This is a genomic window from Mesorhizobium sp. P2_C5_2 (genome assembly GCF_056404535.1).
Genome location: NZ_JBFUDV010000001.1, coordinates 576,706 through 590,763, shown reverse-complemented (window position 1 = coordinate 590,763; position 14,058 = coordinate 576,706). Strand labels below are relative to the sequence as shown.

Sequence of the window (14,058 nt, the reverse complement as noted above, 5' to 3'; positions counted from 1 at the left end):
GGCAGCGATCGCGACATCGGCATGAAAGCGACATCGTATCCATGCGGCGCGACACGCGCGGCATGCGCTTCGGCCAACGACTGAACGGCTGAAATCCTGTCTTGGGAAGCGATCCTCGCCGTTTCGAATCGCTTCGAATCCAGCCCCCTGCGCCTGCAAAATAGGTTAAAGGTATCGAAAAGTTACTATTAGCGATCTCTAAAATCGAACCGAACGGTTCGTTTCTGTTGACAATGCGTGCAGGACGGTGTGAACGACGGTCCGAAAGCCGACACCGGAGCGAACCGCCCGGTTCGACGTAACTGCCTGAAAACAATATAATAAAGCACCATGAAGGAACTCTCTGGCACAATTTCAAGGTGCAGAGTCGTGGTCCACACGGAACAACTTCGTGATTGGAAACCAGCCTATGGCTTTCCCACATCGGGGCTGTCCGAACGACGCGAAATCCTCCCAGGACACGCCGCTAGACGGACAGACAAACTGGAGTGCTAAAAATGAAAAAGATCATCCTTACTGCCGCCGCCGTTTTGGCCATCACCGGCAGCGCCTTCGCTGGTAGCGACAATTACAGTTCCAATGGTTCGAACCAGCCTGCGGTTACGTCGACCGACAGCGGCCATACTGCCGCGATCGTGAAGTCGGATTCGTCGGCTGCTCAGGCGCCGGCCCCGGGTTCCGACCGTAACCTCTTCGGCAATCGCTAACAGGCGATTCAGCGTCTGATCCCCGAGTTTTTCGGAAAACGATCCAGGCCGATATCGAACAAGACGCAGAGCGGCGGGATTGCCCAGCCGCTCTGCCGCATGATGAAACTCAGGAGACTTGAAATGAAGAAGATTGCTCTTGCTGCCGCTGCGCTTTTGATTGCCGCCGGCAGTGCTTATGCCCGCAACGACAATGTCGGCTCAAGCGCCGTCGACAACCAGGCGACTGTCAACGTCGACAACACCCGCACGTCGTCGGTACCGAACACCGGTTCGCCGGTCTACAAGCTGTTGAACTCGTCGGGCGACGTGCAGAAGCCCGCCCCGCAAGGCAGCAACCGGGATCTGTTCGGCAACCGCTAACAGCCGACGTTTCCAAAAAAGAGCGGCGGGCCTGGCCCGCCGCTCTTTTTTCATGCCGATACGACGAGCCGACTCTCAGGCCGCCTTCACTTCCAGGGGCTTGAGCGAGAAGGAGTGTCCGTCGGCGTCGAAGATGTGCAGGTCGCCGGCATCCGCGGTCAGCCGCAGCTTTGCCCCGCGCTTGACCTCGACATTGCCGGGCAGCTTGGTCACCAGAGGCAGGTCGGCGCGGCCGATGTCGACATAGACCAGCTGGACCTCGCCGAGCTGCTCGACATAGTCCACCACCCCCTCGAACAGATATTCCGCGCCGGTGGCGACCGACAGATCCTCCGGCCGAACGCCGAAGCTGACCGCCGCACCCTTGGCGGACGCCGGCGTCGCGATCGGCACCGTCGCCTTGCGGCCGCCGACATGGCTGACGATGGTCGGGTCACCCGTTTTATCGATGGTCGCTGGCAGGATGTTCATGGCCGGCGAGCCGATGAACTGGGCAACGAACAGATTGCCGGGCTTCTTGTAGAGGTCCATCGGCGTGCCGACTTGCTCGATATGGCCGTCCTTCAGCACAACGATGCGGTCGGCCAGCGTCATCGCCTCGACCTGGTCGTGGGTGACATAGATCATCGTCGTGTTGGGCATCGATTCCTTGAGCTTGGCGATCTCGATGCGGGTGGCGACGCGCAGCGCGGCGTCAAGGTTCGACAGCGGCTCGTCGAACAGGAACACTTTCGGGTTGCGCACGATGGCGCGGCCGATGGCGACGCGCTGACGCTGGCCGCCCGACATCGCCTTGGGCAGACGGTCGAGATATTTGGTCAGCTGCAGGATCTCCGCTGCCTGCCGCACCCTTTTGTCGATCTCGGCCTTGCTTTCCTTGCCGATCTTCATCGAGAACGCCATGTTGTCGTAGACGGTCATGTGCGGGTAGAGCGCGTAGGACTGGAATACCATGGCGATGCCGCGCTTCGAAGGCGGCACGTCGTTGACTACCTCGCCAGCGATCTTCAGCTCGCCGGAGGTGATCTCCTCAAGCCCGGCGATGGACCGCAGCAAGGTCGACTTGCCGCAGCCCGACGGGCCGACGAAGACGATGAACTCGCCCGACTTTATGTCGAGGTCGATGCCATGGAGAATGTGCAGATTGCCGTATGATTTCTTCACTTGTCTCAGCGTGACATCGGCCATGATTTCCTCCCAGTGATTTCCCTAGAGAACCCAGATTTCCTCAAGAAATTCGTTTCGTCAAAACTCAGTCGATACGCCCGAACCAGGCGCCGTAGCCGCCGAGGCGGATGGAGCCTGTGCCGGATTGTCCCGAAAAACCATGCCCGGCCAAGGGCTGCAGCGCCTGGCCGCCGAGATCGACCGTGGCCGGCTTGTTGCCCAGATTGAAGACGCAGACGATCTGCTCGTTGCCCTCGCGGCGAGTGAAGGCGACAGTGTCGCCCTCGCTTTCGATGAACTCGATGTCGCCTTTGGCCAGCGACGGATGCTGGCGGCGGAAGCCGAGAAAGCGCCGATAGTGCTCGAGTAGCGAGGCGGCGTCGCCCTGCTGAACATTGACCGCTTGCGACAAATGCTTGCCGGGCACCGGCAGCCAGGGCTTGGCCGTCGAAAAGCCGGCATTGGCGGCGGTTGCATCCCACACCATCGGCGTGCGGCAGCCGTCGCGACCCTTGAATTCCGGCCAGAAGCGGATGCCGTAGGGGTCCTGCAGATCCTCGAACTTAAGCTCGGCTTCGCCCAACCCAAGCTCCTCGCCCTGATAGAGGCAGACCGAGCCGCGCAGAGACATCAGCAGCGCCGAGATCACCTTGAGATAGGCGGTCGGATCGGCCTCATCTGCGGCCCAACGCGAGGCTGGACGCATCACGTCATGATTGGAGAAGGCCCAGCATGACCAGCCGTCGCTGGCGACCTTGCCGAAGGCTTCCAGCACCTGGCGCACCTTGGCGGCGCTGATCTTTTCCGGCGCCAGGAAATCGAAGGAATAGCACATGTGGACGCGCTTGCCGCCGGCCGTGTAGGCGGCGACCACTTCCAACCCGCGCTGCGAATCGCCGACTTCGCCGACGGCGGCGGTCGCCGGATATTCGTCGAGCAGCGCCCGGAACCGTTCGAGGAAGGCAAGGTTTTCCGGCCGGCTCTTGTCGTAGATATGGTCCTGGTAGTTGTAGGGGTTGACCGCAGGTGCCGTCTGGTCGTTGCGTTCTTCCGGCGGCAGCGGCGGATTGTTCTCCAGCCCTTGGCTGTGGAAGTAGAAATTGATGGTGTCGAGGCGGAAGCCGTCGACGCCGCGCTCCAGCCAGAAGCGGGTGACGTCGAGCAGCGCGTCCTGGACTTCCAGATTGTGGAAGTTGAGGTCCGGCTGTTCGGACAGGAAATTATGCAGATAATACTGCTGGCGGCTGGTGTCCCACTGCCAGGCCGAGCCGCCGAAGATCGACAGCCAGTTGTTGGGCGGCGTGCCGTCGGGTCTGGCATCGGCCCAGACATACCAGTCGGCCTTCGGATTGCCGCGGTTGGCGCGGCTCTCCTTGAACCATGGATGGATGTCGGCGGTGTGCGACAGCACCTCATCGATCATCACCTTGAGGCCAAGATGATGAGCCTCGGCAACCAGCGCGTCGAAATCGGCGAGCGTGCCGAACATCGGGTCGACGTCGCAATAGTCCGACACGTCGTAGCCGAAATCCTTCATCGGCGACTTGAAGAAGGGCGAAATCCAGATGGCGTCGACGCCCAGCGAAGCGATGTAGGGCAGCCTGCGGATGATGCCCTTGAGGTCGCCTATGCCGTCGCCATTGGAGTCCTGGTAGGAGCGCGGATAGATCTGGTAGATCACCGCGCCCCGCCACCAGTCGCGATCGACGGCGAGATCGGGCTTCGAGGTCGCCTTCAAAGCGGATTGCATAAGTCTCAACCTCCTTTGACCGAGCCGGCCAGTAGCCCGCGGACGAAATAGCGCTGCAGCGAGAAGAACACGATCAGCGGCACGATGATGGTCACAAAGGCCGATGTCGTCAGTATCTCCCAGTCGCCGCCGCGCGAGCCGAGCAGCGCATTGAGCTTGGCGGTCAGCACGATCTGATCGCCCTCGGTACCGAGGAAAACCATCGCCACCAACAAATCGTTCCACACCCACAGGAACTGGAAGATGGCGAAGGAGGCCAGCACCGGGAACGACAGCGGCAGCACGATCTTGACGAAAATCTCGAAATCGCTGGCGCCGTCGATGCGTGCCGATTCCATGATCTCTCGCGGCAGGCCGGCAATGTAGCTGCGCAAGAGATAGATGGCGAAGGGCAGGCCGAACCCGGTATGCGCCAGCCAGATGCCGAGATAGGTTTTCGACGGAACTCCGAAGAAAGTGCCGACGCCGTTGTAGAGTTTGAGCAACGGGATCAGTGACATCTGCAGCGGCACGACCAGCAGGCCGATGATGACGGCGATCAGCAGCGCGCGGCCGGGAAAGCGCATCCAGGCCAGTGCATAGGCGGCGAAAGCCGCGATCAGGATCGGGATGACGGTCGCCGGAATGGTAACGGTCAGCGAGTTCATGAACGAGCGGCCGATGCCTTCCGAAAACAGCACCGTGTTGTAATTGTCGGTGGTGAATTTCGGCGGCGCCGACGAGGCATAATAGACGCGCTGGCCACGGTCGCCCTCAAAGGCTTTCGGCGACGACATGACGAAAGTTCCGTCGGCATTGAGCTGCAAGGTGACGCCGTCGCCGAGATCGGCAGTCGTGCCGGCCGGATATTGCGTCGGTGCCGCCGACTTGACGCCGAAGGCGCTGATGTTGCGGGCGGCAGCGTCGCCAAAGATGTTGCCGGCAAGCACGAACTTGCCGTCCTTCTCGACCTGCGCCGAGGCCGGCGGCAACCGCCCGGCTTCGGTCTGGGTAGAGCTGGAGAACGAGTTCCACCAGCCCGAGGCGATGATCTGGTCCTTGTCGCGCAGCGACGAGACCAGGATGCCGAGTGTCGGCACGGTCCAGATGGCGACGAAGATGAGCACGGCGATGTGGACGCCGAAACGGCTGGCAAAGGATTTTCCGGTTGCGACGGCCATCTCAGTGTCCTCCCGTCTCTTTGTTCGCCTGGCGGATGTTCCAGACCATGATCGGGATGACCGCGATCATGATGATGATGGCGATGGTGGCGCCGCGGCCGAAATCACCGCCGCCGCGGAACATCCAGTCAAACATCAGATTGGCCAGCACCTGGCTGTTCCATTGGCCGTTGGTCATGGTCAGCACGATGTCGAACACTTTCAGCACCAGGATGGTGATCGTCGTCCACACCACGGCAATCGTGCCCCAAATCTGCGGCACCATGATCTTCCAGAAGATCTGGAACGGATTGGCGCCGTCGATGACGGCGGCTTCGAGTGTCTCCTCAGGGATACCGCGCAGCGCCGAAGACAGGATGACCATGGCAAAGCCGGTCTGGATCCAGATCAGGATGATCATCAGGAAGAAATTGTTCCAGAACGGCAGCGATATCCACACCTGCGGCTGGCCACCAAAATACTGGATGATGGCGTTGAGCAGGCCGATCTGCGTCTGGCCCTCGCCGCGATATTCGTAGATGAATTTCCAGATCACGCTGGCGCCGACGAAGGATATCGCCAGCGGCAGGAAAATCAGGCTCTTGGCGATTGTGCCCCACCAGATCTTGTCGGTGAGCACGGCGATGATCAGCCCGAGGAAGGTACACGCCGCCGGCACCACCGCCAGCCAGATGATGTTGTTGAGGATCGAGTTGCGGAATTCGCGGTCGCCGAACGCCCATTCGTAGTTGGCGAAGCCGACAAAGTGCTGGCCGCCGCGATCGAGGAAGGACAGCCAGAGCGTCGCCACCACCGGGTAGATCAGATAGACGGTGAGGATGATCATCGCCGGGCCGACGAACAGCCACGGACGCACCAGTCCTTGCCGGCGCAGATTGTCGATGGCCGCAGCCCCAGCGACGCCGCGCGACGGGAAAATCAGGTCGACCAGCTTGTTGGCGCCCCAGAAATAGGCGACGCAGCCGCCGACGCCGATGATGATGACAAAAATGGCCGATAGAATCTGAGCAGCCATGGGTCCCTCTCCCTGCGCATGATCGGCCGGACCTTGAACAGCCCTGGCGATGTGGCGATGCGCCGATTTAAGTTATTCGGAACGAACGAACGCAAATCGGTCCGGCACACTGTGCCGGTCGGATCCGGGCCAACAAGGCCCGGATCCAGTCTGTGGAGGACGTCCTAAAAACTGCAGCCTGAGCGGCTGCCGACTTGCCGCTGATTTACTTGGCCGCTGATTACTTGATCGCGTCCCAGCTCTTCTGGATGTCGGTTGCGACATCCTGCGCCGACTTGCCGCCGACCAGATCGATCATGCCGGTCCAGAAGGCGCCGGCGCCAATCTTGCCCGGCATCAGGTCCGAGCCGTCGAAGCGGAAGGTCGAAGCGTTGGCCAGGATATCGCCCTGCTTGCGCAGCGCGTCGCTGGCATAGGCGTCCTTGTTGACCGACTTGAACGGCGTCACGAAGCCGCCCTGGGCCATCCAGATCTCATGCGCCAGCGGCATCTTCAGGAATTCGATGAAAGCACGCGCGCCCTTCGAGTCCTTGGTGATCATGGCCAGCGTACCAGCGCCAAGCACAGGCGTGCCGAGCTCGGGCTTCGAGGCATAGGGCGGGAAGTAGAAGAAGTCGGCGTCCTGCCCCACCTTGGTGCCTTCCGGGAAGAAGGTCGGGATGAACGAGGCCTGATGGTGCAAATAGCATTTCGGCGGCACCGAGAATAGGCCCTTCGGGCTGTCGCGGAAATCGGTCGCGGCAACCGCCTTGGCGCCGCCGTCGACCATCTTGTCGTCGGTGGCGATCTTGCCGAAGATGTCGATGGCGTTGACGACCGCCGGGTCGTTGAACGGAATCTCGTTCTTCACCCACTTGTCGTAGACGTCAGGCGCCTGGGTGCGCAGCATGATGTCTTCGACCCAGTCGGTCGCCGGCCAGCCGGTGGCGCCGCCCGAACCGAGGCCGATGCACCACGGCGTGCCGCCGTCGGCGATGATCTTCTTCTCGAGATCGTCGAGTTCTTCCTGGGTCTTGGGAACCTTGTAGCCGGCTTCCTCGAAATTGTCCGGCGAATACCAGACCAGCGATTTCACGTCGGCCTTGTAGGGGAAGGCGAAGAAGCCCGGCTTGCCGTCCTTGTCCTTGAAGGTGCCGAGGTCGACCCATGACTGGCCGGCGCCGTAATTGTCCTTGACCCATTTGGCGGTGTCGTCGCCCAGCGGCGTCAGCAGGCCCTTGGAGGCCAGGTCCTGGATCAGGCCCGGCTGCGGCAGAACGGCGATGTTGGGCGGGCTGCCGGCCTGGGTGTCGATGACGATCTGCTGTTCGTAATTCTCCGACGAGGAGTACTTGATCTCGGCGCCGGTGGCTTCCTGGAAATATTCGAGAACCGTGCGGATGAGGCCTTCGTCCTCGCCGCGCCATGGCCCGAAGATGGTCAGCGTCTCGCCCTTGAGATCGACCTTTTTCAGCTCTTCGTAATTGGCCCAGTTGAAGCGCGGGTCCTCGCCCGGCTTGAACTTCAGTTCGGCTTGCGCCGGCAGGGTCAAGGCCAGCGTGGTAAACGCTGCGCCAAGCAGAAGCATCTTCTTCATCGGTATTCCTCCCAGTGGTCACATACACCCGGACGGAACCTCCATTCCGTCCGCCGACGCCGCAGGACTGTGACTCACTCGGAAAGGAACCGCAACCTTTCGAAAGAGTCTTCCAAAGCGCTTTGGTCCTTTTGATCTCGCCATTGAATCCAACGGAAGTCAAGAGGGTAGTAGGCTAATCGATTTAAGTTCGTGCTGCAACACTTGATAAAGTGCACTGCAGCATGGTTTTTTGGCGGTGCAGCAGCATATTATGCTTCAAACTGGCCAGACCAGTGCGTATGGTCGATGGGCTCGGCGGCGCCCGTCGTGGCGGCCGCGTGGATTCAAAATTAAAAGCGCTTTGAGGCTTGGAGGCCTCCCAGTGAACCTGAAGCAGCTCTCCCATATGCTGGCTCTGTCGCAGACAACGGTAAGCCGTGCGCTCAACGGCTATCCGGAGGTCAACGAGGAAACCCGCCGGCGCGTGGTGGATGCCGCCAAGCGCCACGGCTACCGGCCCAACCCGAGCGCGCGCCGGCTGGCGACCGGCAAGACCGGCATGATCGGCTATGTCCTGCCGACCGGCGCGTCGGTCGACATCGATCCGCATTTCGTCGAATTCCTCTCCGGTCTGGGCGATTATGCCCGCTCGCACGAACTCGACCTCGTTCTGTCGCCGGCAGATGCCGACGACCAGGAGACCACCTATCGCCGCATCGTCGCCAACCGACAGGTCGACGCGGTCTACATCTCCTCGCCGCGGCCGGCCGACCGGCGGGTGGCGCTGGTCAACGCGCTGGGCATTCCCTTCATCGTCCATGGCCGCAGCGACGGCTTCGATTTCGACTACCCGTTCACTGACATCGACAATGAGGGCGCCTTCCACGAGGCGGCCCGGCTGCTGGTCCAGCTCGGCCACCGGCGCCTCGCGCTGATCAATGGCGACGACCGCGAGACCTTCGCCATCCACCGCGAACGCGGCATGCGCCGAGCGCTGGCCGCCAGCGGCCTGACGCTCGGGGAGCGCCATGTCTGCTCGGTGACGATGACCGAGGAGAACGGCTATCGCGCCGCCCGCCGCCTGCTGGAACAGAGCGAACCGCCAACCGCGATCGCCTGCTCCAGCCTGATCATGTCGCTCGGCGTCGTGCGCGCGGTGCGTGATCTCGGCCTGACCATTCCCGGCGACCTGTCGCTGATTGCTCATGACGACGTCTTCCCATGGCTGAAGCCGGAGAATTTTTCTGTGCCCTTGTCGACGACGCGCTCGTCCATCCGCCTCGCCGGCGCCCGCGTCGCCGAGCGGCTGGCGGCGCGCATTTCCGGCCTGGAGGAAGGGGCGCGAGGCGAGGTCTGGCCGGTCGACCTGGTGGTCAGGGGCTCGGTGGCGGGCGCGCCGGTTTAGGGTCAGAACTCAATCACCTGTAGCGATCGAGCTGGACCCAAAGCCTACGTCCGTCTTCCACGACGCGAATGGCCCCTACGCGCCCAACATCAGCCGTTGAGCAGACATACATGCGTTCGCGCCTCGACCAACGCCGCCAACTGAGGCGGAGATATTCCCGCTATAGCCAGGAAAATGAATGCAGGACCTCTGCTGCGCTATTTTTTTGGACGGTCGTGTGAGAGGCTCAGGCCGTGGGTCCGATATGCCCTAGGAAAGAAGCATGCTTAAGATGCGTTGCGCCCCCTCCGGCAGCGATTGCGGTTGAGCACTCAAGCCGCTGCCCGGCAACGCGGGGAATGCGCACGCATCTGTCCAACACCTGCCAGCGCATCTTCCGCGACCGACGTACCAACCAGCCCGGACGGCGCTTCGAAGCGGATTGAAATCGGCAAGAACTGTTCCGTCGGGAGAATTCGAAGGTATTTGAGGAGATCGCCACCATCATGAGCGCTCAAGGCTTGCCCAGCGTTCTCGCATTTGAACGCTACGACCCGACTGACGCCTCGCTGGACTGGCTGCGCGAGCGTGGGGTCAACGTCATTTTCGGCAATGCGCTCTGGGAAATGCCGTTCAAGCGCTTCACCGAGGATGAGCTGATTGCCAAGGCACATGGCTGTGTCGCCTTGATGGGGGCAAGCGGCACCCGCATCACCAGGCGCGTGATGCAGGCGCTTCCGGATCTGCGCTACATCTCAAAATATGGCATTGGCGTCGACAGCATCGACATCGACGCCGCCACCGAGCACGGCATTCTGGTTTCGAGTACGCCGAACGATTTTCAGATCTTCACGGTCAGCGAGCACGCGGTCGCCCTGATGCTGGCGGTTGCCAAACAACTTGGCACGTGGACGCCCGAATTCATGCGGCGTGGCGGGTGGCGCGGCCTGACCCATGGCGCGACGCTGCGCGGCGCCACCGTCGGCATCCTCGGCCTCGGTCGCATCGGCCGTGGCGTGGCGCAACGGCTGTCGGGCTGGGAGACCCGCATCCTTGCCTACGATCCCTTCCTGAAGGAAGCGCCTCCAGGCATCGAACTCGTCGACTTCTTCACCCTGGTGGCGCAATCCGACTTCCTGACGCTACACGCAACGCCGAGCCCGGATAACCATCACATCCTGAACGCCGCCGCGTTCGCGAAGATGAAACCGTCAGCCATCGTCGTCAACACCGGGCGCGGATCGCTGATCGACTACACAGCCCTGCGAGCAGCGCTGGCCAATGGCCAAATCGCGGGTGCGGCGCTCGACGTGTTCGACCAGGAGCCGCCGAAGACCGACGATCCGTTGTTTTCGCTACCCAACGTCTTGTGCACCCCACATGTCGCGGCCTGGACGACAGAAGGAACTCAGGCCATCGGCTGGCATGCGGCCAAGAACCTGTGGGCCATGATGAGCGGCGAAGGACAAGCCGATATCGTCAACCCGCAAGCCAAGCAGCGTAGGACTGCGGCCTCGCTCAGCGACGTGTGATTTCAGAAGGCTGCACCAAGCCGCCCCTTGATGCCCTTGCTCATCCAGTCTGATCATGGCGCTCGGCGTCGGGCGCGCGGTGCGCGATCTCGGCCTGACCATTCCAGGCGACCTGTCGCTGATTGCCCATGACGACGTCTTCCCATGGCTGAAGCCGGAGAATTTTTCCGTGCGCTTGTCGACGACACGCTCGTCGATCCGTCTCGCCGGCGCGCGCGTCGCCGAGCGGTTGGCGGCGCGCATTTCCGGTCTGGAGGAAGGGGCGCGAGGCGAGGTCTGGCCGGTCGACCTGGTGGTCAGGGGCTCGGTCGCGGGCGCGCCGGGCTAACAGCAATTCCAAGAGATAGGGCGGTTCGCCGTTTCCGGGAAAACGCTCTAGCAATCAAAACCCGATCGACTGTGTCCAGCCCGTCACGAGCGCCCCACAATGTGTTCGACAAGGCGATGTGCCTCCTCGGCAATCGCCAATATTGTGCCCGATTTGCGCGTGGAGGCAAAATCCAACCCGGCGAAGTAGATACCCGGAAGCGCGGCCACGCCATCCTCATGAATGGGCTGTCCCCCTGAGTCGATGACACCAGGGAGACTCACCCAGCTGAAATCGCCCCGGAAGCCAGTGCACCACACCACACTCGTGATGCTGGACTCGGCAACATCGAGAGAACGGACAGTCGGTTTCGGCAGATGCGCCGCGACAGTCTCCGCTGGGTCGGGTTCCGAAACGGGGGCATCGATCCCGGAGCGGCTGATATACTCGCCGATATAACGTTTGACGTTGGTGGAGGCTTCATCCGCAAAGCGAACATGCGCTTCGAGATCGTCGGCGAATGAGAGACGGCCGCCTTCCTCGACGCCTGCGAACCGCCCAAGCAGCACGATACCTCGGGCGCTGAGCGCCTGCAGGCTTATCGTGTATTCTGCCCCAAGCACACCACGAGGCGGAATGCGTCCTGCAAGACGGATGATTTCCTCTCGACGCACGTCGAGAAATCCGCTTTCGACGAGCCACATCATGATGTCGCGACCTCGGTAGCGGCGTGAGAGCCTTCCGACCCGGCCGGTGGCAAGGAAGACTGTTCGGCCTGCTGTTGCCAAGTCCTCCGCGATCTGGGCACCCGACTGGCCGCTTCCGACAACCAGCGCAGCGCCATCAGGAAGATCGGCGGCGCTGCGATAATCGGAAGCGTCGATCTGGCGGAGACCGGGCGTCAACGAAGCGGCCCAAATCGGGCGCACCGGACAATTCAAGTGACCGCTTGCGATCACCACGTTCCGTGCCAAAACTGTGCCACGCGAGGTGGTGAGCCGATACGCGCCATTCTCGTGCTCGCGGGCGAGCTCGGTCACCGCAGTATCCGGTTCGACCGGGAGCCCGTTGCGCCTGGCGAAGTCCTCAAGGAGGGCGACGAACTCGCTGCATGGCAGGGCACCGAACGGATCTGCGCCATCATAGGAGTCGCTTGGCATTACGGTCTGGACGTTGGGGGTATTCATCTGGAAAGAATCCCACCGCTGTGTCCGCCAGGTCTCACCAATGCGGCCTCTCTCCAGTATGCTGTGGCGCAGACCTCGCCGTGCCAGCGAATGGCTGACGCCCAGACCGGCCCAGCCGGCCCCGATTACCACCGCATCAAGGACATTGGCGTTACTCGTCATTTGCCACAGGCCCTGGTGCCAGGGCCGTTGCAGCGCTTCGAGGCGGACACGGTGCACGAAAAACGTAACGCCTTCGCCAGCGCCCAACCACCGAGACAGCGGTCGATGCCGCCTGAACCGATCACCACGACCCGCATGGTCTCCCCCCAGATACGAGAGCAAGATAACACCGCTGTCGGCCACGATCAAAATCTCGCCGGCACCGGCAATGGCCCTGCCGATAAACTCCGCATAGGCTCAATGAAGGTTCAAAGCTTTGCTGTCGTGGGACAACGGTCTGCCTGGCCCTGTCCTTGCTTTGACTTCTAGGGGGTGGCAACCAGTAAGCCAGAGCCATCGACCAGCCCACAGGGTGCGCCACTTGCCTACATTCCCGTTCTCCGAAGCGGATCCAATCCAGCATCCTGGCCCGGCTCCGAAGAGTTCGGAGGTGGTGATCGTTGGCGGCGGTGTTATCGGCGTAACGACGGCGCTTTTCCTGGCGCAGAGGAACATTCCGGTCACGCTGCTGGAGAAAGGACGCATTGCGGCCGAACAGTCATCCCGAAACTGGGGCTGGATTCGAAAGCAGGGACGAGACGCCGACGAGTTGCCCATTGTCATCGAGGCTATTCACCTGTGGCGGCAACTGGCTGAAGAGTGCCGCGAAGACATCGGGCTGACCCAGACAGGCGTGACCTACCTGGCGAACTCCAACAAGGACATGGCCGGCTTCGAAGCATTCATGAAGATCGCAGCGATCCATGCGCTCGACACGCGCCTCCTGGACGGCAACGAAACGGCGAAACTCATCAAAGGCACGTCGCGCAAGTTCAAGGGCGCGATGACGACGCCCTCCGACATGCGTGCGGAGCCTTGGTTGGCGGTGCCGGCGCTTGCCCGGCTTGCCGTCCGAAAAGGCGTCAAAATCATCGAGAATTGCGCAGCGCGAACCCTCGAAATCTCGGCCGGCAGGGTCACAGGGGTGTGGACCGAGGCGGGGTATATCGAGGCCTCCAGCGTACTGGTTGCGGGCGGCGCCTGGTCATCCCTGCTTTTGCGAAGACACGGCGTGTCCATCCCCCAGCTCAGCGTCAGGGTGACCGCAGCCGCAACGGAGCCCTTGCCTGAGATCTATCCGGGCGCGGCGGCTGACGAACACATCGCTTTCAGGCGCCGGCAGGATGGCGGCTACACGCTCGCCCCGGGGAGCAGCCATTTGCTTTACCTGGGGCCTGATGCATTCCGCCACGCCACCAAATATCTGCCCGCCCTCAGGGACAGTCCGCTGGGAACACGCTACTTGCCGTTCGCGCCATCAGGCTACCCCGATAGCTGGTCGACCCCGCGCGATTGGGCGCCGGATTCGCAGAGCCCTTTCGAGAGAAAGCGGGTGCTCAACCCGGCCCCGGAACCCGCCAAATTGCGATCGATAGAACGCAATTTCAAACGCCTTTTTCCACAGTTCGAAACCGTTCGCCTGAAGGCCGGCTGGGGCGGCATGATCGACGCCATGCCCGACGTCGTCCCTGTCGTGGATCGGGCGGAGGCAATCGGCGGTCTGTTCGTCGCCACGGGAATGAGTGGTCACGGCTTCGGCATCGGGCCTGGCATAGGTCGCGTCGTTGCCGACATGATCCAGGGAAACGGGACCGGGCACGACCTCAGCCGCTTTCGACTGTCGCGCTTCCATGATGGAAGCCCTGTCCGGTTAGGTCCGGCACTCTGAATCGGTCGGGCGCGAAATCCGCCCAGCGCCACTTCCGCCGCCTTCGTATCCAGCAAAC

Annotated in this window: 11 protein-coding genes and 1 pseudogene; 6 read left to right on the top strand and 6 right to left on the bottom strand. The window is 62.0% G+C overall.

Annotated elements, in window-relative coordinates:
* Window positions 1–497 precede the first annotated feature (497 nt).
* Both AC1D1B_RS02720 and AC1D1B_RS02715 read left to right on the top strand, forming a co-directional pair.
* Entirely contained in the window at window positions 498–707 is a 210-nt protein-coding gene (locus AC1D1B_RS02720) for a DUF680 domain-containing protein (protein WP_477329156.1), read from the top strand.
* Window positions 708–830: 123 nt separating this feature from the next.
* Window positions 831–1,070, top strand: a complete 240-nt coding sequence (locus tag AC1D1B_RS02715) for a DUF680 domain-containing protein (RefSeq protein ID WP_477328315.1) — start codon at window positions 831–833, stop codon at window positions 1,068–1,070.
* A 75-nt stretch (window positions 1,071–1,145) separates the two neighbouring features.
* Here AC1D1B_RS02715 and AC1D1B_RS02710 read toward each other — a convergent pair whose 3' ends face one another.
* The 5 genes from AC1D1B_RS02710 to AC1D1B_RS02690 all read right to left on the bottom strand — a co-directional run bounded on the left by AC1D1B_RS02710 (window position 1,146) and on the right by AC1D1B_RS02690 (window position 7,738).
* Window positions 1,146–2,258: an ABC transporter ATP-binding protein gene (locus AC1D1B_RS02710; RefSeq protein WP_477329155.1), complete on the bottom strand. Its 1,113-nt coding sequence runs from the start codon at window positions 2,256–2,258 to the stop codon at window positions 1,146–1,148.
* A 64-nt stretch (window positions 2,259–2,322) separates the two neighbouring features.
* Window positions 2,323–3,987, bottom strand: coding sequence for a beta-galactosidase BglA (gene bglA / locus AC1D1B_RS02705; protein WP_477329154.1), 1,665 nt, complete (start codon window positions 3,985–3,987; stop codon window positions 2,323–2,325).
* Between the two features lie 5 nt (window positions 3,988–3,992).
* Entirely contained in the window at window positions 3,993–5,147 is a 1,155-nt protein-coding gene (locus AC1D1B_RS02700; RefSeq protein ID WP_477259662.1) for a carbohydrate ABC transporter permease, read from the bottom strand.
* A 1-nt stretch (window position 5,148) separates the two neighbouring features.
* Window positions 5,149–6,162 carry a carbohydrate ABC transporter permease gene (locus AC1D1B_RS02695; protein WP_023668891.1) on the bottom strand — a complete coding sequence of 338 codons (1,014 nt, stop codon included), beginning with the start codon at window positions 6,160–6,162 and terminating at the stop codon, window positions 5,149–5,151.
* A gap of 220 nt (window positions 6,163–6,382) precedes the next feature.
* Window positions 6,383–7,738 carry an ABC transporter substrate-binding protein gene (locus tag AC1D1B_RS02690; RefSeq protein WP_477329153.1) on the bottom strand — a complete coding sequence of 452 codons (1,356 nt, stop codon included), beginning with the start codon at window positions 7,736–7,738 and terminating at the stop codon, window positions 6,383–6,385.
* A gap of 364 nt (window positions 7,739–8,102) precedes the next feature.
* Here AC1D1B_RS02690 and AC1D1B_RS02685 point away from each other — a divergent pair, with 364 nt between their 5' ends.
* The 3 genes and pseudogenes from AC1D1B_RS02685 to AC1D1B_RS02675 form a co-directional block, all read left to right on the top strand.
* A complete protein-coding gene (locus AC1D1B_RS02685) occupies window positions 8,103–9,125 on the top strand; it encodes a substrate-binding domain-containing protein (protein ID WP_477329152.1) in 1,023 nt (340 codons plus the stop codon).
* Between the two features lie 485 nt (window positions 9,126–9,610).
* Window positions 9,611–10,636 (top strand): hydroxyacid dehydrogenase, encoded by a 1,026-nt coding sequence (locus tag AC1D1B_RS02680; RefSeq protein WP_477329151.1) that lies wholly within the window; start codon window positions 9,611–9,613, stop codon window positions 10,634–10,636.
* Between the two features lie 43 nt (window positions 10,637–10,679).
* A pseudogene (locus AC1D1B_RS02675) lies at window positions 10,680–10,964 on the top strand (substrate-binding domain-containing protein); the annotation flags it as partial.
* An 83-nt stretch (window positions 10,965–11,047) separates the two neighbouring features.
* Here the strand turns inward: AC1D1B_RS02675 and AC1D1B_RS02670 are convergent.
* A complete protein-coding gene (locus AC1D1B_RS02670; protein WP_477329150.1) occupies window positions 11,048–12,475 on the bottom strand; it encodes a flavin-containing monooxygenase in 1,428 nt (475 codons plus the stop codon).
* Window positions 12,476–12,653: 178 nt separating this feature from the next.
* Between AC1D1B_RS02670 and AC1D1B_RS02665 the strand changes: the two genes are divergently transcribed.
* Window positions 12,654–14,000: an NAD(P)/FAD-dependent oxidoreductase gene (locus AC1D1B_RS02665; protein ID WP_477330513.1), complete on the top strand. Its 1,347-nt coding sequence runs from the start codon at window positions 12,654–12,656 to the stop codon at window positions 13,998–14,000.
* Window positions 14,001–14,058: the final 58 nt, after the last annotated feature.